Raw genomic sequence first — 22,363 nt, forward strand, 5'->3', positions numbered from 1 at the left:
CGGCGACGGTTCCCCCCGCCGCTCATCCATCGCGATGTGATACTGGAGAGCCCCATGGCTGAGATTCTTTCCCTGCACGATGCTGTGAAGCGATGTGTCAACGACGGTGACACCGTTGCACTTGAAGGCTTTACCCATCTGATTCCGACGGCCGCAGGCCATGAAATCATCCGTCAAAGAAAGAAAGACCTGACGCTGGTCAGGATGACCCCCGACTTGATCTACGACCAATTGATTGGCGCGGGCTGCGCGAAGAAGCTGATCTTCTCGTGGGGAGGGAATCCGGGCGTGGGTTCGCTGCATCGCTTGCGTGACGCCGTAGAGAAGCAATGGCCGCAGCCCATTGAGATCGAGGAACACAGCCACGCGGACCTCGCCAATGCATACGTCGCCGGCGCCTCGGGGTTGCCTTTTGCAGTGCTGCGCGCCTATGCCGGGTCCGATTTGCCCAAGGTGAATCCGCTGATCAAGTCCGTGACGTGCCCCTTCACTGGCGAAGTGCTCGCCGCCGTACCGTCCGTTCGCCCCGACGTAACCGTAATTCATGCTCAGAAAGCCGATCGCAAGGGCAACGTGCTGCTGTGGGGCATTCTGGGGGTCCAGAAAGAGGCGGCACTCTCCGCCAGGCGTTGCATCGTGACCGTCGAAGAGATCGTCGATTGTCTCGATGCGCCTATGAACGCCTGTGTATTGCCGACCTGGGCGCTGAGCGCGGTTTGCGTGGTACCCGGGGGGGCGCATCCTTCTTACGCCCATGGCTATTACGAGCGCGACAATCGCTTTTATCAAGAATGGGACCCCATCGCGCGGGACCGCGAGGCCTTCGGCGCCTGGATCGACGAGTACATTCATGGCACCCGTGATTTCACTGAATTCCAGAGCAAGCTGGCCCGCGCTTCGGAGGCGAAATGATGACTTACACCACCAGTGAAATGATGACCGTGGCTGCAGCGCGCCGCCTGAGAAACGGGGCGGTCTGCTTCGTCGGTATCGGGTTACCTTCCAAAGCCGCCAACCTCGCGCGACTGACCTCGTCACCCGACGTCGTCTTGATCTATGAATCGGGCCCGATTGGCGCCAAGCCAGACGTACTGCCGCTGTCGATTGGCGACGGCGAACTGGCTGAAACCGCGGATACCGTGGTGTCGACCAGTGAAATCTTCAGGTACTGGCTGCAAGGCGGTCGGGTCGATGTCGGCTTTTTGGGGGCCGCCCAGGTCGATCGCTTCGGCAATATCAATACCACCGTGGTAGGCGACTACCACCAGCCCAAAGTGCGGCTGCCGGGAGCAGGGGGGGCGCCGGAGATTGCCGGGTCGGCCAAAGAGGTTCTGATCATTTTGAAGCAATCGCCTCGCACCTTCGTCAGCACACTGGACTTCGTCACTTCCGTTGGCCATGGCGAAGGCGGCGATTCGCGCAAGCGCCTGGGGCTGCCGGGGGCCGGGCCGGTCGGGATCATCACCGACTTGTGCATCATGGAGCCGGAGCCGGGCACCCATGAGTTCGTCGTCACCACGCTGCACCCAGGCGTCACGCGCGAGCAAGTGATTGAAGCCACTGGCTGGGAAGTGCGGTTCGCCGAGCAGGTCTCGATGTCCGAAGCCCCCAGTGAATATGAACTGTCTGCCTTGCGTGACCTGGAAGCGCGAACCGCTGCCGCTCACGGCCAGGCCCCGGGAGAAGCGTGATGCGTGAAGTGTTCATCTGCGACGCGATTCGCACCCCCATTGGCCGCTTCGGCGGCGCATTGGCCACTGTGCGCGCCGACGACTTGGCCGCGTTGCCGATCAAGGCGCTGATGGCGCGCAACCCCTCGGTGAACTGGAAGGAAGTCGACGAGGTGTTTCTTGGCTGCGCCAACCAGTCCGGCGAGGACAATCGCAATGTGGCCCGCATGGCGCTGCTATTGGCGGGCCTGCCGGAGACCGTTCCGGGCGTGACGCTGAATCGCCTGTGCGCCTCCGGGCTGGACGCGGTCGGCACAGCGTTTCGCGCCATCGCCTGCGGCGAGATGGACCTGGCGATTGCCGGAGGCGTGGAGTCGATGTCCCGTGCGCCGTTTGTGATGGGCAAGGCGGAAGCTGCATTCGGTCGTGGTCAGAAACTGGAAGACACCACCTTGGGCTGGCGTTTCGTCAACCCGCTGATGGAGAAGCAGTACGGCGTCGAAACCATGCCGCAGACGGGTGACAACGTCGCCGAAGATTTCAACGTCTCCCGTGAAGATCAGGACGCGTTCGCGTTGCGCAGCCAACAGCGTACGGCGGCGGCTCAAGCGAACGGTTACTTCGCCGAAGAGATCGTGCCGGTGCGCATCGCCCATAAAAAAGGCGAAGTGTTGGTTGATAAGGACGAACACCCCCGCGCCGATACCAGTCTAGAGGCACTGAGCAAGCTCAAACCGGTCAACGGGGCGGGTAAAACCGTCACCGCAGGCAACGCCGCAGGGCTGAACGATGGCGCGGTAGCGTTGATTCTGGCGTCGGCAGAAGCGGTCAAAAAACACGGCCTGACGCCGCGCGCCCGAGTTCTGGGGATGGCAAGCGCCGGTGTCGAGCCTCGTGTGATGGGCATAGGCCCCGTCCCGGCGGTTCGCAGATTGGTCGAACGCCTGGGGCTGGCGGTAGAGGATTTCGACGTCATCGAGCTCAACGAAGCATTCGCCAGCCAGGGCCTGGCCGTCCTGCGGGCCTTGGGCATCGCCGACGATTCGCCCAGGGTCAACCCGAACGGCGGCGCCATTTCGCTGGGGCACCCGCTGGGGATGAGCGGAGCGCGCCTGGTGCTGACGGCCTTGCACCACTTGGAAAATACCGGCGGCAGCAAAGGCTTGGTCACCCTGTGCGTCGGTGTAGGGCAGGGCCTTGCCCTGGCGATCGAGCGGTAAACGACCGGCGCCTGCCAGCCGCCCGAGCCCATGGTCGCCTCCACGAAAAGGCAACTCGTGGCTTGGGCGGTTGTCCTTGTGATGTCTAAGTGTTACTGCTTAAGTCTAAGTGTTTCAGGTTATGTCGTAGACTCACCCTTCTTGCTGGTCTTTATAAAAATATTGGGGAAACAATAATGACAACGACTCACTACACCGGAGAAGAAAGGAGCAAACGGATTTTCGCGATTGTAGGTGCCTCCTCAGGCAACCTGGTGGAATGGTTCGACTTCTATGTCTATGCCTTCTGTGCCATCTATTTCGCGCCCGCTTTCTTCCCGTCCGATGACCCAACGGTGCAACTGCTCAACACCGCCGGGGTATTCGCTGCGGGCTTTTTGATGCGTCCTATCGGGGGCTGGCTGTTTGGGCGGGTCGCCGACAAGCATGGCCGCAAGAACTCCATGATGATCTCGGTATTGATGATGTGTGGCGGCTCGCTGGTCATCGCCTGCTTGCCGACCTATGCCGCGATCGGCGCCTGGGCACCGTTCCTGTTACTCGTCGCGCGCCTGTTTCAGGGCTTGTCGGTGGGAGGGGAATACGGCACGACGGCCACCTACATGAGTGAAGTCGCCTTGCGGGGGCAGCGCGGTTTCTTTGCTTCGTTTCAGTATGTGACCCTGATTGGCGGCCAATTGCTGGCGGTGCTGACTGTGGTCATCCTGCAGCAATTTCTCAATGCCGATGAATTGAAAGCCTACGGTTGGCGGATTCCTTTCGTGGTGGGCGCCATCGCGGCGGTCATCTCGTTGTTGCTGCGTCGGTCGCTGAAAGAAACCACCACCGCCGAGGTTCGTCAGGACAAGGACGCCGGTAGCATCGGCGCTTTGTTTCGCAACCACACGGGTGCGTTCATCACGGTACTGGGGTACACCGCGGGCGGCTCGCTGATTTTCTATACATTCACCACCTACATGCAGAAGTACCTGGTGAACACCGTGCACATGGACGCCAAGACCGCCAGCTTCATCATGACCGGCGCACTCTTTCTGTACATGTGCATGCAGCCGGTGTTCGGCGCGCTGGCGGACAAGATCGGGCGCCGCGCCTCGATGCTATGGTTTGCCGGTCTGGGGACGCTGTGCACCTTTCCGATCCTGCTGACCCTCAAAACCACCACCAGCCCGCTTGTCGCCTTCTTGCTGATCACTTTGGCACTGGCCATCGTCAGCTTCTACACCTCGATCAGCGGCCTGGTGAAAGCTGAAATGTTCCCGGTTCATGTCCGCGCCTTGGGTGTGGGCCTTGCCTATGCCGTGGCCAACGCCATCTTCGGCGGTTCTGCGGAGTTCGTTGCCCTGAGCTTCAAGAACATGGGGTCAGAGAACACCTTCTATTGGTATGTCACGGCGATGATGGCGATTGCCTTTCTCTTCAGCCTGCGCCTGCCGAAAAAGCCGGAATACCTGCACGAAGACCACTGATCCACGTTCGTCTCGCGCGCCCGCGAACGGGCGCGCGTGCTCCATACTGTGGAGCTGAAGTTCTCGCAAAGTGCTCAGTCCAAGGGAGTTGTCATGGCATTCGTAAAATTGCAAGACGGCGAATTGCATTATCAGATTCAAGGCCCTGCAAGCGCGCCAGTGTTGGTGCTGTCCCATTCGCTCGGCACCGATCTGCATATGTGGGATGCGCAGGTGGCTTCGCTCAGCAAATCGTTCCGCGTGGTGCGGTACGACACCCGGGGCCATGGCGAATCTCTCGTCACTCAAGGCCCTTACACCATCGAACAGTTGGGTCGCGACGTGTTGACGTTGCTCGACACATTGAAGATCGAGAAGGCTCATTTCTGCGGATTGTCGATGGGGGGACTGATTGGCCAATGGTTGGGTGTTCATGCCAATGAGCGTCTGCACAAACTGATCCTGTGCAACACCGCCGCGAAGATCGGTGGCCCGGATATCTGGGGGCCCCGTATCGAGATGGTAGAGAAGGGGGGCGAACAGGCGATGAAGGCGCTAGGCGCCGGTGCCGTTGAGCGCTGGTTTACGCCGGACTTCGCGCGTGAGCATGCGGACCGGGTGGCGCCTCTGCTTGACGTACTCGCCGCGACGTCGCCCCTGGGTTATGCCGCATGCTGCGCGGCGGTGCGCGATGCGGATTTTCGCAAGCAGGTGACCTCCATCACCGCCCCGACCTTGATCGTGTGCGGCAGCCATGACTCGGTGGCCACCGTCGCGGATGGGCACTATTTGCAGAACCACATACAGGGTTCGCAATTGTCCGATTTCTATGCTGCACACCTTTCCAGCGTCGAGTTGGGTGAAGTCTTCACCTTGCGCGTGACGGAGTTCTTGCTGAGCTGAGAGGGTGAGGGATCGGTGGTGCTGCAGCCTACGTCAGCTGCAGTGTCGTCAAGGCACGAAGGATTGAGCGCCAACGAGGGACAAAAAAACCACCTTTCGGTGGTTTTTTTAGGCCTTCAGGTCAGAACATCCGCATGGGCGGTACGTCACCCGAGGTGGGCTTTCGCTCCCCGGTCGGTGTCCGCTCATACCAGCCGCCACCCAGGGCGCGGTAGAGATTGACCTCGCTGCTCAGTTGCGACAGACGATCGGTGATCAGGGATTGCTGCGCGCTGAACAACTGACGCTGGGCGTCGAGGAAGGTCAGGTTGCTGTCGATACCGATCCGATAGCGGCGCTCTGCCAACCGGTAGTAATCCTGGTTGGCATTGACGAAGTCAGACTGGGCTTTCAACTGATCGGTGAAGGTCTTGCGCGCCGCCAGGCCGTCGGAGACTTCCTGGAAGGCGGTTTGAATCGCCTTCTCATAGTTGGCGACGCCGATGTCCTTCTGGATCTTCGAATAATCCAGGCTGGCACGCAGGCTGCCCGCATTGAAGATCGGCAGGTTGATCTGCGGCTGGAACAGCCAGGTGCCCGAACCGCCCTTGAACAGCCCGCTCAAGTCACTGCTCGCCGTGCCTGCGCTGGCGGTCAGGCTGATGCTCGGGAAGAACGCTGCCCGCGCTGCACCAATGTTGGCATTGGCCGCTTTCAGGCTGTGTTCGGCCTGGAGGATATCCGGACGACGTTGCAGCAGTTCCGACGGTAGCCCTGCGGGCATTTCGTTGAGCATGTCAGCGCTCAACGGTTGCGGTGCAGGCAGGTTGGCCGGCAGCCCGGTGCCTAGCAACAGCACCAGGTTGTTTTCGTCCTGAGCGACCAGGCGCTGATACTGCGCCAGCTTGACGCGGGCGCTTTCGACGGACGTACGCGACTGTGCCAGATCCAGCGCCGACGCCACGCCGACTTCGCTGCTGCGTGAAGTGAGACGGAAGCTTTCTTCGAAAGCACCGAGGGTGTCCTGGGTCAGCTTCAGCAGTTCCTTGTCGGCTTGCCAGGTCAGGTAGGCATTGGCCACGTTGGCCACCAGACTGATCTGCGTGCTGCGGCGGGCTTCTTCGCTGGCGAAGTAGGTTTCCAGCGCTTGCTCACTCAGGCTGCGCACCCGGCCGAACAGGTCCAGCTCATAGGCGCTGACACCCAGGCCAACCGAATACTGGCTGGTGATCCCCGCTTGGCCTGTCTGCGACAGGTCGCCCGGAACCCGCTGACGGGTGCCGGACGCGTCGGCCGCCACGGCCGGGAACAGGTCCGCACGCTGGATGCGGTACTGCGCCCGGTAAGCGTCGATGTTCAGCGCCGCGACACGCAGGTCGCGGTTGTTGCTCAGGGCGGTCTGGATCAGTTGCTGCAGCGCCGGGTCATGGAAAAACTGACGCCAGCCTTGTTCGGCCGCAGCCTGATTGGCCGCTTCGGCCGGCGAGTACGCCGGGCCTTGCGGGTATTGCGCAGCTACCGGTGCCGCGGGTTGCTGGTAATCAGGGATCAACGAGCAGCCGCTCAAGACGATCGCGGTCACTGCCAGAGAGATCAGGGACTTGCTCATTGGCCAGCCTCATCGTGTGGGATGTGTTTCTGTTTGCTCTTGAACAAACCGGAGATCGATACGAAGAACAACGGTACCCAGAAGATCGCCAGAATGGTCGCGGTAATCATACCGCCGATCACGCCTGTACCGATCGAATGCTGGCTGCCCGAGCCCGCGCCGCTGGAAATGGTCAGGGGTACGACACCGAGAATGAATGCCATCGAAGTCATCACGATCGGGCGCAGACGCATGCGACAGGCTTCCACCGCCGCGTCGAGCAGCGATTTGCCCTGTTCATGCAATTCCTTGGCGAACTCGACGATCAGAATGGCGTTCTTCGCTGCCAGGCCCACCGTTACCAACAGGCCCACCTGGAAGAACACGTCGTTGGACAGCCCGCGCAGGCTGGTCGCCATCAACGCACCGATGACCCCCAGTGGTACCACGAGCAGAACGGCAATCGGAATCGACCAGCTTTCATACAGTGCCGCAAGGCAGAGGAAAACCACCAGCACCGATATCGCGTACAACGCCGGCGCTTGCGAGCCGGACAGGCGTTCTTCGAACGACAGCCCCGTCCACGAGTAACCGATGCCCTGCGGCAATTGCTGCGCCAGGCGCTCGATCTCGGCCATGGCTTGGCCGGTACTGTAGCCCGGTGCCGGCGTACCGAGAATTTCCTCAGCTGGAACGCCGTTGTAGCGCGACAGTTTTGGCGAACCGTAGATCCACTCGCCGCTGGCGAAGGCATCGAACGGAACCATGGTGCCGCTGGCGTTACGCACGTACCATTTTTTCAAGTCTTCAGGGCTCATACGGGACTTCGGCGTCCCCATGATGTACACCTTCTTCACTCGACCGCGGTCGATGAAGTCATTGACGTAGTTACCGCCCATCGCGACCGATAGCGTGGTGTTGATGTCCGACTGGGTCACGCCGAGGGCGCGGGCTTTCTCGTCATCGATCAGCAGTTGGTACTGCGGTTCGTCTGTCAGTCCGTTCGGACGCACCCCCGCCAGGATCTTGCTTTGCGACGCCAGACCAAGCAGTTGGTTACGCGCCTGCATCAGCTTTTCATGGCCAACGCCCCCTTGGTCCTGCAGATAGAGGTCGAAACCGGTGGCGTTACCCAGCTCCAGTACCGCGGGTGGAACGACGGCGAAGGACATCGCGTCACGGAAGCCGAAGAAGTGCGCCTGTGCACGCTTGGCGACTTCGAACACGCTGTTGGACGAATCCCGTTCTTCCCATGATTTGAGCATGACGAAGCCCAGGCCCGAGCTCTGACCACGACCGGCGAAGTTGAAGCCGTTGACGGTGAACACCGAGTTCACGCCTGGATCGGTCAGCAGGTACTCGCGCATCTTGTCCAGCGTCTGCTGGGTTCGCTCGGCGGTGGAACCCGGTGGGGTCTGCACCTGGGCGAAAATCACGCCCTGGTCTTCTTCGGGGAGGAACGCCGTCGGGATGCGTGTGAACATCCAGATCATGCCTGCGAAGATCAACAGATAAGCGAGGAACGCGGGGAATTTGTGGCGGATCACATGGCCGACGCCCCGCTCGTAGCTCTGGACGCTGCGGTCGAACGTTCGGTTGAACCAGCCAAAGAACCCTTTGCGCGGCTGGCCGTGTTTCTCGGGGTCGATTGGCTTGAGCATGGTGGCGCAAAGCGCCGGTGTGAACACCAGAGCAACCAGTACCGAGAGCGCCATGGCCGAGACGACGGTGATCGAGAACTGGCGATAGATCACACCGGTGGAACCGCCGAAGAACGCCATGGGCAGCAACACCGCCGACAGCACCATGGCGATACCGACCAGCGCGCCCTGGATCTGCTCCATCGATTTGCGCGTGGCTTCACGGGGCGACAAGTGCTCCTCGGCCATGACCCGCTCGACGTTCTCCACCACGACGATGGCGTCGTCCACCAACAAGCCGATGGCCAGCACCATGCCGAACATGGTGAGGGTGTTTATGGTAAAACCGGCGGCCGCGAGGATGCCGAACGTACCCAGCAATACTACGGGCACGGTCATCGTGGTGATGACGGTAGCGCGGAAGTTTTGCAGGAACAGGTACATCACCAGGAACACCAGGACGATCGCTTCGCCCAGGGTGTGCACGACGCCGTTGATCGATTCTTTTACCACCGGGGTGGTGTCATAGGGATAAACGACCTTCATCCCTGGCGGGAAGAAAGGCTCGAGGCGATCCATGGTGGCGCGGATGGCTTTAGAGGTGTCCAGCGCGTTCGCACCGGTCGCCAGCTTGATCGCCAGGCCCGAGGCCGGCTTGCCGTTGAACTGCGCGTCGACGCTGTAGTTCTCGCCGCCCAGACCGATGGTTGCCACGTCTTTGAGGCGAACCTGCGAGCCGTCCTGGTTGACCTTGAGCAGGATGTTGCCGAACTGCTCGGCGGTCTGCAGGCGCGTCTTGCCGATGATCGTCGCATTGAGCTGCTGGCCCTTGACCGCAGGCAGGCCGCCGATCTGACCCGAGGAGACCTGAACGTTCTGCGCGGTGATCGCCGATTTCACATCCACAGGGGTCAACTGGTAGTTGTTCAGCTTGTCCGGATCAAGCCAGATCCGCATCGCGTACTGCGAACCGAACACCTGGAAGTCCCCGACACCCGGGGTCCGCGCAATCTGGTCCTGAATATTGGAAACGATGTAGTTGGACAAGTCTTCCTTGGCCATGCTGCCGTCTTCGGAGACCAGACCGATCACCAGGAGGAAGTTTTTCACCGCCTTGGTCACCCGCAAGCCCTGTTGCTGCACCTCTTGAGGCAGAAGCGGGGTTGCGAGGTTGAGCTTGTTCTGCACCTGCACTTGCGCAATATCGGGGTTGGTCCCCTGGTTGAACGTCACCGTGATGGTCATGCTGCCATCAGAGTTACTCTCCGAAGAGATATAGCGCAGATTGTCGATGCCGTTCATCTGCTGCTCGATCACCTGAACCACGGTGTCCTGCACGGTCTGTGCGGACGCGCCAGGGTAGGTCACCTGAATGGCGATGGCGGGCGGCGCGATGGCGGGGTACTGGTTGATCGGCAGATTGAGGATCGAAAGAGCCCCAACCAGCATGATCACGAGGGCGATGACCCACGCGAAAATCGGTCGGTCGATGAAAAACTTCGACATGAATCAGTTACTCCCTTGCGCAGGGGCCGGCGCGGCTGCCTTGACGTTGGTCGCTTCGGCGACCTTCACTTGCGCGCCCGGTTTGACGTATTGCAGGCCTTCGGTGATGACGCGATCACCCGGGTTCAAGCCCTTCTCGACGACCCAGTCGGTGCCGCTGGTGCGGTTGGCGACCAGCGTGCGCTGCTCGACCTTGTTGTCCTGATTGACCACCAGTGCGGTCGGGGTACCTTTGAGGTCGCGGGTCACGCCCTGTTGCGGCACCAGGATCGCCTGCTCGTTGACACCGGCCTGCAGGCGGGCGTGTACGAACATGCCGGGCAGCAAAGTGTGGTTCGGGTTGGGGAACACGGCGCGCAGGGTGACAGACCCTGTGGTCTGGTCGACGGACACCTCGGAGAATTCCAGCTTGCCGTCTACCGGATACTGGCTGTTGTCCTCCAGGGTCAACTTGACCTTGGCGGCGTTTTCACCGGCCTTTTGCAGCTTGCCGCTTTCCAGTTCGCGGCGCAGGCGCAGCATCTCGGTCGAGGACTGGATGACGTCCACATAGATCGGATCGAGTTGCTGGATGGTGGCCATCGCGTCGGCCTGACCATTGCTGACCAGCGCACCTTCGGTGACCAGTGAGCGACCGATGCGGCCGGAAATCGGCGCGTACACCTTGGTGTAGCGCAGATTGATCTCAGCCGTCTGCACGGCGGCCTGAGCTTCGCGCGCGTTGCCCACGGCGGTGTCGTACTCCTGACGACTGACGGCCTGTTCGTTGATCAATTGCTTGTACCGCCCAGCCAGCGAACTGGTCGCATCATAGGTGGCCTTGGCGCTGTTGAGGTTCGCCTCATAGATGGCAGGGTCGATCTGATACAGCTGTTGACCGGCCTTGACGTCGGTGCCCTCAGTGAACAGCCGCTTGAGAATGATGCCGTTGACCTGAGGGCGCACTTCAGCCACCCGATAGGCGGTGGTGCGGCCTGGCAAGTCCGAGATCAGGGTGTAAGGTTGGGGCTGGATGGTCACGACGCCGACCTGAGGAGGCGGAGGAGTCGCCGCCGTGGCTTCTTCCTTTTTACTGCATCCACTGAGCAGCGATGCCAGAGCGGCGGCAGTGACCAGTACGGTAACAGCTGGCTTGAATTGCATGAAGATCCTCGGGTCAGGAGCAGGGCTCATGAAAAGTGGAAAGGGTATGGATGCTTTTCCGGCTGGATAAGTAGCAAGCTAATGAATATACTTACGTTCACGGCTGTTTGTAAACACCTGTAACCGCGACGTATGATCGCGTTTCGGGAATCGATCGCTCGCACGGGACAAGGCATTACAAAGGCCGCCCGCTACGCTGTTCGGGCCTGCGGACCGCAGCGCCTGACGCATCTTCATTGAGGTTTTACTGCCATGGTTCGTCGCACCAAAGAAGAAGCTCAGGAAACGCGCAGGCAGATTCTGGAAGCGGCCGAACAGGCGTTTCTCGAGCGGGGTGTCGCCCGTACCACGCTGGCGGACATAGCGACCTTGGCGGGCGTAACCCGCGGGGCCATCTACTGGCACTTTAGCAACAAGGCCGATCTGGTGCAGGCGATGCTCGACAGCTTGCATGAGCCGCTGGAAGCGATGGCGCGCGCCAGTGAAAGCGCGGACGAAATAGACCCGCTCGGCTGGACGCGTAAACTTTTGATTCATTTGTTTCAACAAGTTGCTACGGACCCGAGAACCCGCCGCATCAATGAAATTCTCTATCATAAATTCGAATTCACCGATGAAATGTGCGACATGCGCCGCCAGCGCCAATTCGTCTGGCTCGATGCCAATGAGCGTATCGCCCTGGCCTTGAGCAACGCCTCGCGACAGGGGCAGTTGCCTGCCGACCTGAACCCGCGGCGAGCGGCGATCTGTCTGCATGCTTATATACACGGCATTCTGGGCCAGTGGTTACTGGTGCCCGAAAGCTTCTCGTTGCACGAGGAGGCTGAACGCCTGGTCGATACCGTTCTGGACATGCTCCGTTTCAGCCCCGCTTTGAGAGACCCGACCGCGCGCCGGTGAGCGCCTCCTCTCACGGGTGCAGCCACTCTTTCAAAGGATCGGCTGCGCCGTCCCGAGTGACCGACTATAACTGTGTGGTGCCTGACCTGCATCTATATAGCGAAGCGTTGCTGTTGAACAGTCGGTTTACCTAGCCTTTACGCAAATCCCGAGCCGTGTTCAGCCACCCGACAGGCGAGGCCGAGGTTCTCTGCCAATGTGGCGGGTGCCGTTTCGCCCGTTCGCCTGCTTCGGGCATGGCGCCCGTGCGACCCGTCGGGTGCGAGAAAAGGGGGCGTGCTGGTGTCAGGTCGTCAGCCGTCCGTCCCCCTCCATGCTGGCTTCATGGTAAATTGCGCGCCTTTCTCCCCTGCGGTTGCTCGCCTGTGGCGGGCTGCCCTCGATATCTGCTCCACGAGGACCTGAGATGACCCAAATCGGAACTCCATTGTCGCCGACCGCGACCCGCGTTTTGCTCTGCGGTTGCGGCGAGCTTGGCAAGGAAGTGGTGATCGAACTGCAACGTCTGGGCGTTGAAGTCATCGCCGTCGACCGCTATGCCAACGCGCCAGCCATGCAGGTCGCACACCGCAGCCATGTGATCAACATGCTCGATGGGGCAGCGCTGCGCGCGGTGATCGAGGCCGAAAAGCCGCACTACATCGTGCCGGAAATCGAGGCGATCGCCACCGCGACCCTCGTGGAGCTGGAGTCCGAAGGTTTCACCGTCATCCCAACGGCGCGCGCCGCTCAGTTGACCATGAACCGCGAAGGCATTCGCCGCCTGGCCGCCGAAACGCTGGACTTGCCGACGTCGCCCTATCATTTCGCCGACACCTTCGAAGACTACCGTAAAGCGGTCGAAGATCTGGGCTTTCCCTGCTTCGTCAAGCCTGTGATGAGTTCGTCAGGCAAGGGGCAAAGCCTTCTGAAAACGGAAGCGGATGTCCAAAAGGCCTGGGATTACGCCCAAGAGGGCGGGCGAGCGGGCAAAGGCCGGGTGATCATCGAAGGCGCCATCGATTTCGATTACGAGATCACGCTGCTGACGGTGCGTCACAAAGGGGGAACTACATTCTGTGCGCCGATCGGTCACCGTCAGGAAAAGGGCGACTATCAGGAGTCCTGGCAGCCGCAGGCCATGAGCCCCGCGGCGCTGGCAGAGGCCGAGCGCGTGGCCAAGGCGGTGACCGGCGAGTTGGGAGGGAGCGGTCTTTTCGGCGTCGAGCTCTTCATCAAGGGCGATCAAGTGTGGTTCAGCGAAGTGTCGCCTCGTCCACATGACACCGGTCTGGTGACCCTCATCTCTCAAGACCTGTCGCAGTTCGCCTTGCATGCCCGCGCCATCCTCGGGCTGCCGATTCCATCCATTCGACAGTTCGGCCCTTCGGCTTCGGCGGTGATTCTGGTCGAGGGTCAATCGACCCAGACGGCTTTCGCCAACCTTGAAGAAGCCCTCAAGGAACCCGACACCGCGCTGCGGCTTTTCGGCAAGCCTGAAGTCAATGGCCAGCGCCGCATGGGTGTGGCCTTGGCGCGGGATGAGTCCATCGACGCCGCTCGTCGCAAGGCAACACGCGCCTCGATGGCTGTGAAAGTGCAGGTATAAGCTTCACGGCTGATGAAAACGGCGCCTCTCAGGCGCCGTTTTTCGTGGGCATTCGCGTGTCCGAGCGTGACCCGGCCACGCGAGCGCGTGTCAGGCGATCTTATCGAGATCGGCGTGCCGGGTTTCTTTCAGGCAGAGCACGGCGATCAGGCTCAGCAACGCAGCGGCAGAGACGTATCCGCCGACCCAACTCAAGCCGCCCATCTCCACCAGTTGCTGAGCGAAGAAGGGTGCCACCGAGGCACCCACGATGCCTCCGATGTTATAGGCCGCTGATGCGCCCGTATAACGTACGCGTGTTGGAAACAACTCAGGCAGCATCGCCCCCATCGGGGCAAAGGTGACGCCCATCAGGAACAGCTCGATGGACAGGAACAGCGTCACGGCCCAGGTCGTGCCATGGGTCAGCAGTGGCTGCATCAGGAAACCCGAGAGGACCGCCAGCACGCCGCCGATAATCAGCACCGGCTTGCGTCCGAAGCGATCGCTGGCCCAGGCGGACAGCGGCGTCGCCAGCGCCATGAACAGCACGGCAAAGCACAGCATGGCAAGGAAGGATTCGCGGCTGTAGCCCAGGCTCTTGACCCCGTAACTGAGCGAGAACACCGTCGAGATGTAGAACAGCGCGTAGCACACCACCATCGAAGCCGCGCCCAGCAGTACCGGTGCCCAGTAATGCGAGAACAGTTCTGCGATCGGCATCTTCACCTGCTCGTGACGCGCAATGGCCTTTGCGAAGATCGGCGTCTCTTCCAGCTTGAGACGCACGTACAGACCGATTACCACCAGCACTGCGCTGAGAAGAAACGGAATTCGCCAGCCCCAGGTGCGGAATTGTTCGTCGTTCAGCGTCATGGCCAGCGTGAGAAACAGGCCGTTGGCCGCCAGGAAACCGATCGAAGGGCCCAGTTGCGGAAACATGCCAAACCAGGCGCGTTTGCCTTTGGGGGCGTTTTCGGTAGCCAGTAACGCTGCGCCACCCCACTCACCCCCAAGCCCCAGGCCCTGGCCGAAACGCAGCACGCACAGCAAGATCGGCGCCCACGATCCAATGGCGTCATAACCGGGCAACACGCCGATCAAAGTGGTGCAAATGCCCATCAGCAGCAAAGACGCCACCAGTGTCGATTTGCGACCAATGCGGTCGCCGAAGTGGCCGAACAGCAGCGAGCCCAGCGGGCGAGCGAGAAACGCGATACCGAACGTCAGAAACGCCGACAGCATCTGCGCCGTGCTGGAGGTCTGTGGAAAGAACACCGGTCCGATCACCAGCGCGGCGGCCGTGGCATAAACGTAGAAGTCGTAGAACTCGATGGCGGTGCCGATGAAGCTGGCTGTGGCGACGCGCGCGGCGGAGTTGGCCGGCCGCGCACTCTCATCGCTGGACGGATAGGTGGAGGTACTGGTCATGCGAGTATCCCTGGCAGTCATGTCGCCTGTCAGCAGGCAGAGAAGGGGCCTGCGCGCTGGGGGCGATCATCATTAATTATTGTTGGGTACAGCGCTGAACAGACTAGCCCGGATGCGGGAGGGGCGATTGCTCGGGATGGGAGCGTGCGCCAGAGGCGTCGCGTGAAGACGTCAGGCTGAGTGACTGGCCGACTTACGCCTGGTGCGGGTAGCACGCGGGTCGGCGGGGCTGGGTAAGCGGTTCGATTATAGGAAGGGCATCTGCGTGGAAACAAGTGTTTCAAAGTGCTGGATGCGCTTCAGATCACGTCTTTGGTCCGGCTGTTCTGCCACATCAGTACGCGGGTGACGCGGTTGTCCTCGGTTTCGAGGGTTTCCAGGCGGTACGGGCCGATCTTCAAGCACACCGAGCTGTCAGGAATCGTTTCCAGCGCTTCGGTGATCAGGCCGTTGAGGGTTTTCGGGCCGTCAGCGGGCAGGTGCCAGCCCAGGCTCTTGTTCAGGTCTCGAATCGAGGCTGCGCCCTCGACCACCAGGCGCCCATCGGGCTGCGGGTGGATGTGCGGATTGTCCAGGGTCTGCTCGCTTTCGAATTCGCCGACAATCTCCTCCAGAATGTCTTCGAGACTGACGATGCCCTGAACTTCACCGTATTCGTCCACCACCACGCCCATGCGTCGCTGTTGCTTGTGGAAGTTCAACAGTTGCAGCTGCAACGGTGTGCTCTCCGGGACGAAATAAGGTTCGTAGCAGGCAGCGATCAACGCTTCCTTGGTCAATTGTCCCCGTGGCAGGAGATGGCTGATCATCCGGGTGTTGAGCACGCCTTCGACCTGATTGATGTCGTTGTGGTAGACGGGCAAACGGGTATGCCGCGAGATGATCAGCTTGTCGGTGATTTCTTCGATCGTCTCATCGAGATTGATGCCGTCCACTTCGCTGCGTGGAACCAGGATGTCGTTGACCGTCATGCTGTCCAGCGCATGAATGCCGGACAGAACACGGGAGCGGCCGAACTGGCTTTCGTTGTCCTGATAGACCACCGTGCCCATGTCGTCGTCATCGGCGGCCGTATCGGGGCGGCGCTTGGAAAGGAAAGGGCGCAGTACCAGTTTGGCGAGGTTCTTGTACAGCCACGTGAGGGGGCGCAGCACGTGCATCGGGATGCGCAGAACGTTGTTACCCAACAGAAGAATCGCCTCGGGACGCCGGGCGGCGAGTTTGCGGGGAATGAATTCGGTGACGATCACCAGCAGACTGGCGACGAGGATCCAGGCGAGTAGCGGGCCATGGACATACCACTGACCGATCGCCAGCACCGTTGCCAGAACGGTGATGAGGGTTTTAAGCAGGGTGTTGCCCAACACCAGGCTGTTGAAGTTAAAGGCGAGAACCGGCTTGGGCGGCTCGGTCGAGCGAGGATTGATGCGGGCCGCGCGCAGGTTGTGATGAGCCGCTTCGACGGCGCTGAACAGCGCTGACCACAGAGTGAGCAGAGCAAGCAGCGCGAGCAACGTGCCGGTGGGCAGGTTTTCCATGGTCGGCCTGTCAGATATGCAAGATGTATTCGCGGACCAGTTTGCTGCCGAAATAGGCCAGCATCAGCAGCAGGAAGCCGCCGAGCGTCCAGCGGATTGCTTTGTGACCCCGCCAGCCCAGACGCGTGCGGCCCCATAGCAGGACGCTGAATACGATCCAGGCGAGGATCGACAGCAGCGTCTTGTGCACAAGATGTTGTGCGAAAAGGTTCTCGACGAACAGCCACCCGGAGATCAGCGACATCGACAACAGCGTCCAGCCCGCCCACAAGAACCCGAACAGCAGGCTTTCCATGGTTTGCAGGGGCGGGAAGCTACGGATCAGCCCGGAGGGGTGCTTGTTCTTGAGCTGGCGGTCTTGCACCAGCAGCAGCAGTGCCTGAAACACCGCGATGGTGAACATGCCGTAAGCCAGGATCGACAGCAGGATATGGCCGATAAGGCCCTGCTCGCCGACGATCGGCTGCAGCGTACCGGCAGGCGCGAACTGTGCCATCAGGGTGGTCAGCAGGCCCAATGGGAAGAGCAGTACGAGGAGAATTTCCACAGGGATGCGGATGCACGCCAGCATGGTGACGATGATCACCGCCACTGCGATCAGGCTCGCCGCGCTGAAGAAATCCAGCCCCAGGCCGATCGGCCGTACTAGCTGGCTGAACAGCGCACTGGCCTGGCAAGCGACCGCCAGCGTCCCGATCAGGCACAAAAGCCACTTGTCGGCCTTCCTGCCCTGGCGCAGACGAATACCTTGATAAAGAGTCGCAGCGGCATAGAGGACGGCGGCGGCGAGGCTGAACGGCAGACTGGGTGACAAGGGGAACATAGATCCTGATGGGCGGGCCCGAAAGCCGCTGAGTGTGGCATAGAATCGGCGTAGCACGAAAGACCACGCAAGCCGACGTCATGGTGTCCGCGCGTCGGACTCTCCGCTATAATCCGCGACCTGCTCACGCCAACGCCTTGTCGAGCGCTGTTCCTTCCTTATATAAGCATCGCATCGAGCGGTGGCCGGAGAACAGGGCCGCACCCACTGGGGTTCGCCGCGAACTCAAAGGATCACGCATGTTTGAAAATCTGACAGAACGTCTTTCACAGACGCTGCGCCAGGTCACCGGCAAAGCCAAGCTGACCGAAGACAACATCAAGGACACGCTGCGTGAAGTGCGTATGGCACTGCTCGAAGCCGACGTTGCCTTGCCGGTCGTCAAAGACTTCGTCAATCGCATCAAGGAGCGAGCGGTCGGCACCGAAGTCTCCCGCAGCCTGACGCCGGGTCAGGCGTTCGTGAAAATCGTCCAGGCCGAACTGGAAGAGATGATGGGCGCTGCCAACGAGGAGCTTTCGCTCAACGTGGCGCCGCCGGCCGTGGTGCTGATGGCGGGTCTGCAGGGGGCGGGCAAGACCACCACCGCGGGCAAGCTGGCGAAGTTCCTTAAGGAGCGCAAGAAGAAAAGCGTGATGGTGGTGTCGGCAGACGTGTACCGCCCTGCCGCGATCAAGCAACTGGAAACCCTGGCCAACGACATCGGCGTGACCTTCTTCCCGTCCGACATCAGCCAGAAGCCAGTGGCCATTGCCGAAGCGGCCATCAAGGAAGCCAGGCTCAAGTTCATCGATGTCGTGATCCTCGACACCGCCGGTCGCTTGCACGTCGACGCCGAGATGATGAGCGAGATCCAGGCCCTTCACGCAGCGGTCAAGCCCGCCGAAACGCTGTTCGTGGTCGACGCCATGACCGGTCAGGACGCCGCCAATACGGCGAAAGCGTTCGGCGACGCGTTGCCGCTGACAGGCGTGATTCTGACCAAGGTCGACGGTGATGCCCGTGGCGGCGCCGCGCTTTCCGTTCGTGCCATCACTGGCAAACCGATCAAGTTCATCGGTATGGGCGAGAAAAGCGAGGCACTCGAGCCTTTCCACCCGGACCGAATCGCCTCGCGCATTCTGGGCATGGGCGACGTCCTCAGCCTGATCGAGCAGGCCGAGCAGACCCTCGACAAGGAAAAGGCCGACAAGCTCGCCAAGAAACTGAAGAAAGGGAAGGGCTTTGACCTCGAAGACTTCCGCGACCAGTTGCAGCAGATGAAGAACATGGGTGGCCTGGGTGGCCTGATGGATAAGTTGCCGAGCATTGGCGGCGTCAATCTGTCGCAAATGGGCAACGCGCAGAACGCTGCAGAAAAACAGTTCAAACAGATGGAAGCCATCATCAACTCGATGACCCCGGCTGAACGCCGCGATCCCGACCTGATCAGCGGTTCGCGCAAGCGCCGCATCGCAATGGGTTCCGGCACGCAGGTGCAGGACATCGGACGTCTGATCAAACAGCACAAGCAGATGCAGAAGATGATGAAGAAATTCTCCACCAAGGGTGGCATGGCGAAAATGATGCGCGGACTGGGCGGGATGATGCCCGGTGGCGGTGGCATGCCTCGCCTTTGATCGGCTTGGGCGCGTACCGTTCGTCCGTGCCCGCTTCTTTGGGATCGCCTCCCTCAGGTCTGCCCACGCAGGCATACAGGCCGTCGAAACGATGGCTCCTATCACGGATGTGGATGGCTCAGGGCCTTGCGCCGGAAAAAGTCATTTGCAAACGTCCGGATATTCCTTAGAATATGCGGCCTTTCGGGCACCCCGTGCCCGTTCGTGCACTTTAGATTTGCAGCACACTAACAGGAACTTTGTTCAATGCTAACAATCCGTCTGGCCCTTGGCGGCTCCAAGAAGCGCCCGTTCTACCACCTGACTGTGACCGACAGCCGTAACCCACGCGACGGTTCGCACAAAGAGCAAATCGGTTTCTTCAACCCGGTCGCCCGTGGTCAGGAAATCCGTCTGTCCGTGAACCAAGAGCGTGCCAACTACTGGCTGAGCGTTGGTGCACAACCTTCTGAGCGCGTTGCTCAGCTGTTGAAGGAAGCTGCGAAGGCTGCGGCCTGAGCGATATGAGCGCGACGCCAGCATCTGCCGACGATCTGATCGTCATCGGCAAGATCTATTCGGTACATGGCGTGCGTGGAGAAGTGAAGGTGTATTCCTTTACCGATCCGACTGAAAACCTGTTGAAGTACAAAACCTGGACGCTCAAGCGCGAAGGGAGTGTGAAACAGGTTGAGCTGGTCAGCGGGCGCGGGAGCGACAAGTTCCTGGTCGCGAAGCTCAAGGGTCTGGATGATCGCGAAGAAGCCCGTCTTCTCGCCGGTTACGAGATCTGCGTGCCAAGCCACCTGCTACCGGGGCTGGACGACGGCGAGTACTACTGGTACCAGCTTGTCGGCCTCAAGGTCATCGACCATCTTGGGCAACTGCTCGGGAAAATCGATCACCTCCTGGAAACCGGTTCGAACGATGTCATGGTGGTCAAGCCCTGCGCAGGCAGTCTGGATGATCGTGAACGCCTGTTGCCCTATACGGAGCAATGCGTGTTGGCAGTCGATCTGGTTGCAGGCGAGATGAAGGTGGATTGGGACGCGGATTTCTGAGCAATGGCCAGCCTGCGCATAGAAGTCATCACGCTGTTTCCCGAGATGTTTTCCGCCATCAGCGACTACGGCATTACCAGTCGTGCGGTAAAACAGGAGCTTTTGCAGCTGACCTGTTGGAATCCGCGGGACTACACCACGGATCGGCATCACACGGTGGACGATCGCCCCTTCGGCGGTGGTCCGGGCATGGTGATGAAGATCAAGCCTCTGGAAGACGCTCTGGTTCATGCCAGGCAGGCAGCAGGGGATGCGGCGAAGGTGATTTACCTGTCGCCACAAGGCCGCAAGCTGGAACAAGATGCGGTACGCGAGCTGGCAAAGGAAGAAGCACTGATTCTGATTGCCGGTCGTTATGAAGGCATTGACGAGCGCTTTATTGAGGCTCATGTCGATGAAGAGTGGTCGATAGGGGATTACGTGTTGTCTGGCGGCGAGCTGCCGGCCATGGTCCTGATCGATGCGGTTACACGGCTGCTGCCCGGAGCTTTAGGGCATGCGGACTCCGCGGAGGAAGATTCCTTCACGGATGGTCTGCTCGATTGCCCGCACTACACCCGACCTGAGGTGTATGCGGATCAGCGTGTACCCGACGTATTGCTCAGTGGCAATCACGCACATATCCGGCGTTGGCGTTTGCAGCAGTCCCTTGGTAGGACCTACGAACGACGAGCCGATCTTCTGGAAAGGCGCTCGCTTTCTGGAGAAGAGAACAAGCTGCTGGCGGAATACCTCCGTGAGCGGGACGATAGTTAACGTATCGATGGTAGATCCGACTGATTTACCTTAGGAGCACAACATGACGAACAAAATCATTCTGGCCCTCGAAGCAGAGCAGATGAGCAAAGAAATCCCTCCTTTTGCCCCGGGCGACACCATCGTCGTTCAGGTGAAGGTAAAGGAAGGTGACCGTTCCCGTCTGCAGGCGTTCGAAGGCGTTGTCATCGCCAAGCGCAACCGCGGCATCAACAGTGCTTTCACTGTTCGCAAGATCTCCAACGGTGTTGGCGTTGAGCGTACTTTCCAGACCTACAGCCCGACCATCGACAGCATGGCGGTCAAGCGTCGCGGTGACGTCCGTAAAGCCAAGCTGTACTACCTGCGCGACCTGTCGGGTAAAGCAGCACGCATCAAAGAAAAACTGTCTTGATTCCAGTTCTTCGGTGCAGAAAGGAGCAGCCTTCGGGCTGCTTTTTTTATGGCCGGCGAAAAGTGACAGTTGGCGCAGAGGGGGTTCGCCAAAATCGTTCGGCTCGACAATTTTGTCATGCGGGGGTGGATGTGAAAAACTGCTCCACGTTTTCGTTCGCTCAAGTCTGACTCCATGCCTGCCCTAGACCACCCCATGATCGACCGTTTCCTCGATGCCCTGTGGCTAGAAAAGGGTCTCTCGGACAATACCCGCGACTCGTACCGCAGTGACCTGGCGTTATTCAACGGTTGGTTGCAGGAGCGAGGTGTCGATGTGATGGAGGTGGGGCGGGAGGTGATCTTCGATCACTTGGCCTGGCGTGTGGATAACGGCTACAAGGCGCGTTCGTCCGCACGTTTCCTTTCCGGGGTGCGAGGGTTTTACCGCTATCTGCTGCGTGAGAAGCTCATTTCGGTGGACCCGACACTGCAAGTGGACATGCCGCAACTTGGTAAGCCGTTGCCCAAATCCTTGTCCGAAGCCGATGTCGAGGCGTTGCTCGCGGCCCCCGATTTGAGCGAGGCCATCGGTCAACGCGACCGGGCAATGCTGGAGGTGCTCTATGCCTGTGGCCTGCGTGTGACCGAGTTGGTCAGTCTGACGCTCGAGCAGGTCAACCTGCGCCAGGGCGTCCTGCGCATCATGGGCAAGGGCAGCAAGGAGCGCCTGGTGCCTATGGGGGAAGAGGCCATCGTCTGGGTCGAGCGGTATTTGCGTGACGCCCGTCAGGAGTTGCTCGGCGGTCGTCCCAGCGATGTGCTGTTCCCCAGCATGCGGGGTGAACAGATGACCCGGCAAACGTTCTGGCATCGCATCAAGCTGCAGGCCAAGGTGGCCGGCATCGGCAAAAGCCTCTCCCCGCACACGCTGCGCCACGCGTTCGCCACTCATTTGCTGAACCACGGGGCAGACCTTCGTGTGGTGCAGATGCTGCTCGGCCACAGTGACCTGTCGACGACACAGATCTACACCCATATTGCCCGCGCAAGACTGCAGGAACTGCACGCCAGGCATCACCCTCGCGGGTAGTGGACAGCAGGAATTTGCGACGAGTCTTACGTCAGTCAGCGTCGGCCTCTTGAGCCTAATGTGATAGGCTTTGCCGGTTTCGCAGATTGGCACTTCGAAAAGGATGTGACGGCTCCGTATCCACCTTTTC

19 protein-coding genes are annotated in these 22,363 nt (G+C 60.4%); 13 read left to right on the plus strand and 6 right to left on the minus strand.

The features are described from left to right. Nucleotides 1-54: 54 nt before the first annotated feature. The 5 genes from DBP26_RS09285 to pcaD all read left to right on the plus strand — a co-directional run bounded on the left by DBP26_RS09285 (nt 55) and on the right by pcaD (nt 5,238). On the plus strand, nt 55-912 hold the full coding sequence (locus DBP26_RS09285; protein ID WP_108236992.1) for a CoA transferase subunit A: 858 nt from the start codon (nt 55-57) through the stop codon (nt 910-912). Then, entirely contained in the window at nt 909-1,691 is a 783-nt protein-coding gene (locus DBP26_RS09290; protein WP_177411032.1) for a CoA-transferase subunit beta, read from the plus strand. Before DBP26_RS09285 ends, DBP26_RS09290 begins: the two co-directional genes overlap by 4 nt. Next, nucleotides 1,688-2,890, plus strand: a complete 1,203-nt coding sequence (gene pcaF / locus DBP26_RS09295; protein ID WP_177411033.1) for a 3-oxoadipyl-CoA thiolase — start codon at nt 1,688-1,690, stop codon at nt 2,888-2,890. Before DBP26_RS09290 ends, pcaF begins: the two co-directional genes overlap by 4 nt. Before the next feature lie 176 nt (nt 2,891-3,066). After that, complete coding sequence (locus DBP26_RS09300) at nt 3,067-4,356, plus strand: MFS family transporter (protein WP_108236994.1); 1,290 nt, start codon at nt 3,067-3,069, stop codon at nt 4,354-4,356. 93 nt (nt 4,357-4,449) lie between these two features. Continuing rightward, nucleotides 4,450-5,238 carry a 3-oxoadipate enol-lactonase gene (gene pcaD, locus DBP26_RS09305; RefSeq protein WP_108236995.1) on the plus strand — a complete coding sequence of 263 codons (789 nt, stop codon included), beginning with the start codon at nt 4,450-4,452 and terminating at the stop codon, nt 5,236-5,238. Nucleotides 5,239-5,359: 121 nt separating this feature from the next. Here pcaD and DBP26_RS09310 read toward each other — a convergent pair whose 3' ends face one another. From DBP26_RS09310 to DBP26_RS09320, 3 genes are read right to left on the minus strand one after another with little or no spacing between them, the layout of a single operon-like run. Beyond that, complete coding sequence (locus tag DBP26_RS09310) at nt 5,360-6,826, minus strand: AdeC/AdeK/OprM family multidrug efflux complex outer membrane factor (RefSeq protein WP_108236996.1); 1,467 nt, start codon at nt 6,824-6,826, stop codon at nt 5,360-5,362. Beyond that, complete coding sequence (locus DBP26_RS09315) at nt 6,823-9,951, minus strand: efflux RND transporter permease subunit (protein WP_108236997.1); 3,129 nt, start codon at nt 9,949-9,951, stop codon at nt 6,823-6,825. The genes DBP26_RS09310 and DBP26_RS09315 overlap by 4 nt, the downstream gene beginning before the upstream one ends. 3 nt (nt 9,952-9,954) lie before the next feature. Further along, nucleotides 9,955-11,094, minus strand: a complete 1,140-nt coding sequence (locus DBP26_RS09320) for an efflux RND transporter periplasmic adaptor subunit (RefSeq protein ID WP_108236998.1) — start codon at nt 11,092-11,094, stop codon at nt 9,955-9,957. A gap of 252 nt (nt 11,095-11,346) precedes the next feature. Between DBP26_RS09320 and DBP26_RS09325 the strand changes: the two genes are divergently transcribed. Together DBP26_RS09325 and purT are read left to right on the plus strand one after the other, a co-directional pair. Beyond that, nucleotides 11,347-11,994 carry a TetR family transcriptional regulator gene (locus tag DBP26_RS09325; RefSeq protein WP_108236999.1) on the plus strand — a complete coding sequence of 216 codons (648 nt, stop codon included), beginning with the start codon at nt 11,347-11,349 and terminating at the stop codon, nt 11,992-11,994. Nucleotides 11,995-12,400: 406 nt separating this feature from the next. Then, entirely contained in the window at nt 12,401-13,582 is a 1,182-nt protein-coding gene (purT, locus tag DBP26_RS09330; protein ID WP_108237000.1) for a formate-dependent phosphoribosylglycinamide formyltransferase, read from the plus strand. Nucleotides 13,583-13,672: 90 nt separating this feature from the next. Here purT and DBP26_RS09335 read toward each other — a convergent pair whose 3' ends face one another. The 3 genes from DBP26_RS09335 to ccsA form a co-directional block, all read right to left on the minus strand. Beyond that, nucleotides 13,673-14,992, minus strand: a complete 1,320-nt coding sequence (locus tag DBP26_RS09335) for an MFS transporter (protein WP_108237001.1) — start codon at nt 14,990-14,992, stop codon at nt 13,673-13,675. Nucleotides 14,993-15,291: 299 nt separating this feature from the next. After that, the gene (locus tag DBP26_RS09340; protein WP_108237002.1) at nt 15,292-16,530 is read right to left on the minus strand and encodes a CNNM domain-containing protein; all 1,239 of its coding nucleotides are present in this window, start codon (nt 16,528-16,530) and stop codon (nt 15,292-15,294) included. Nucleotides 16,531-16,540: 10 nt separating this feature from the next. Beyond that, entirely contained in the window at nt 16,541-17,353 is an 813-nt protein-coding gene (ccsA, locus tag DBP26_RS09345) for a cytochrome c biogenesis protein CcsA (protein ID WP_108237003.1), read from the minus strand. 239 nt (nt 17,354-17,592) lie between these two features. Here ccsA and ffh point away from each other — a divergent pair, with 239 nt between their 5' ends. The 6 genes from ffh (at nt 17,593) to xerD (ending at nt 22,233) form a co-directional block, all read left to right on the plus strand. Continuing rightward, nucleotides 17,593-18,972: a signal recognition particle protein gene (gene ffh, locus DBP26_RS09350; RefSeq protein WP_108237004.1), complete on the plus strand. Its 1,380-nt coding sequence runs from the start codon at nt 17,593-17,595 to the stop codon at nt 18,970-18,972. Nucleotides 18,973-19,218: 246 nt separating this feature from the next. Then, on the plus strand, nt 19,219-19,470 hold the full coding sequence (rpsP, locus tag DBP26_RS09355) for a 30S ribosomal protein S16 (protein ID WP_108237005.1): 252 nt from the start codon (nt 19,219-19,221) through the stop codon (nt 19,468-19,470). 5 nt (nt 19,471-19,475) lie between these two features. Then, a complete protein-coding gene (rimM, locus tag DBP26_RS09360) occupies nt 19,476-20,012 on the plus strand; it encodes a ribosome maturation factor RimM (protein ID WP_108237006.1) in 537 nt (178 codons plus the stop codon). Nucleotides 20,013-20,015: 3 nt separating this feature from the next. Continuing rightward, a complete protein-coding gene (trmD, locus tag DBP26_RS09365) occupies nt 20,016-20,768 on the plus strand; it encodes a tRNA (guanosine(37)-N1)-methyltransferase TrmD (RefSeq protein ID WP_108237007.1) in 753 nt (250 codons plus the stop codon). Nucleotides 20,769-20,811: 43 nt separating this feature from the next. After that, nucleotides 20,812-21,162, plus strand: coding sequence for a 50S ribosomal protein L19 (gene rplS / locus DBP26_RS09370; RefSeq protein ID WP_108237008.1), 351 nt, complete (start codon nt 20,812-20,814; stop codon nt 21,160-21,162). A gap of 174 nt (nt 21,163-21,336) precedes the next feature. Next, nucleotides 21,337-22,233 carry a site-specific tyrosine recombinase XerD gene (gene xerD, locus DBP26_RS09375; protein ID WP_108237009.1) on the plus strand — a complete coding sequence of 299 codons (897 nt, stop codon included), beginning with the start codon at nt 21,337-21,339 and terminating at the stop codon, nt 22,231-22,233. The last annotated feature ends 130 nt before the right edge of the window (nt 22,234-22,363 follow it).

The organism is Pseudomonas sp. RIT409, from assembly GCF_003052515.2.
Lineage (GTDB): Bacteria > Pseudomonadota > Gammaproteobacteria > Pseudomonadales > Pseudomonadaceae > Aquipseudomonas.

What these genes read in the sequence shown, in the direction of transcription:
- xerD (WP_108237009.1), top strand. Translation starts at nt 21,337, where the DNA reads ATGCCTGCCCTAGACCACCCCATGATCGACCGTTTCCTCGATGCCCTG.
- DBP26_RS09290 (WP_177411032.1), top strand. Translation starts at nt 909, where the DNA reads ATGATGACTTACACCACCAGTGAAATGATGACCGTGGCTGCAGCGCGC.
- ffh (WP_108237004.1), top strand. Translation starts at nt 17,593, where the DNA reads ATGTTTGAAAATCTGACAGAACGTCTTTCACAGACGCTGCGCCAGGTC.
- DBP26_RS09325 (WP_108236999.1), top strand. Translation starts at nt 11,347, where the DNA reads ATGGTTCGTCGCACCAAAGAAGAAGCTCAGGAAACGCGCAGGCAGATT.
- rpsP (WP_108237005.1), top strand. Translation starts at nt 19,219, where the DNA reads ATGCTAACAATCCGTCTGGCCCTTGGCGGCTCCAAGAAGCGCCCGTTC.
- purT (WP_108237000.1), top strand. Translation starts at nt 12,401, where the DNA reads ATGACCCAAATCGGAACTCCATTGTCGCCGACCGCGACCCGCGTTTTG.
- DBP26_RS09310 (WP_108236996.1), bottom strand. Translation starts at nt 6,826, where the DNA reads ATGAGCAAGTCCCTGATCTCTCTGGCAGTGACCGCGATCGTCTTGAGC.
- DBP26_RS09315 (WP_108236997.1), bottom strand. Translation starts at nt 9,951, where the DNA reads ATGTCGAAGTTTTTCATCGACCGACCGATTTTCGCGTGGGTCATCGCC.
- pcaD (WP_108236995.1), top strand. Translation starts at nt 4,450, where the DNA reads ATGGCATTCGTAAAATTGCAAGACGGCGAATTGCATTATCAGATTCAA.
- DBP26_RS09285 (WP_108236992.1), top strand. Translation starts at nt 55, where the DNA reads ATGGCTGAGATTCTTTCCCTGCACGATGCTGTGAAGCGATGTGTCAAC.
- ccsA (WP_108237003.1), bottom strand. Translation starts at nt 17,353, where the DNA reads ATGTTCCCCTTGTCACCCAGTCTGCCGTTCAGCCTCGCCGCCGCCGTC.
- DBP26_RS09340 (WP_108237002.1), bottom strand. Translation starts at nt 16,530, where the DNA reads ATGGAAAACCTGCCCACCGGCACGTTGCTCGCGCTGCTTGCTCTGCTC.
- rimM (WP_108237006.1), top strand. Translation starts at nt 19,476, where the DNA reads ATGAGCGCGACGCCAGCATCTGCCGACGATCTGATCGTCATCGGCAAG.
- trmD (WP_108237007.1), top strand. Translation starts at nt 20,016, where the DNA reads ATGGCCAGCCTGCGCATAGAAGTCATCACGCTGTTTCCCGAGATGTTT.
- rplS (WP_108237008.1), top strand. Translation starts at nt 20,812, where the DNA reads ATGACGAACAAAATCATTCTGGCCCTCGAAGCAGAGCAGATGAGCAAA.
- DBP26_RS09320 (WP_108236998.1), bottom strand. Translation starts at nt 11,094, where the DNA reads ATGCAATTCAAGCCAGCTGTTACCGTACTGGTCACTGCCGCCGCTCTG.
- DBP26_RS09300 (WP_108236994.1), top strand. Translation starts at nt 3,067, where the DNA reads ATGACAACGACTCACTACACCGGAGAAGAAAGGAGCAAACGGATTTTC.
- DBP26_RS09335 (WP_108237001.1), bottom strand. Translation starts at nt 14,992, where the DNA reads ATGACCAGTACCTCCACCTATCCGTCCAGCGATGAGAGTGCGCGGCCG.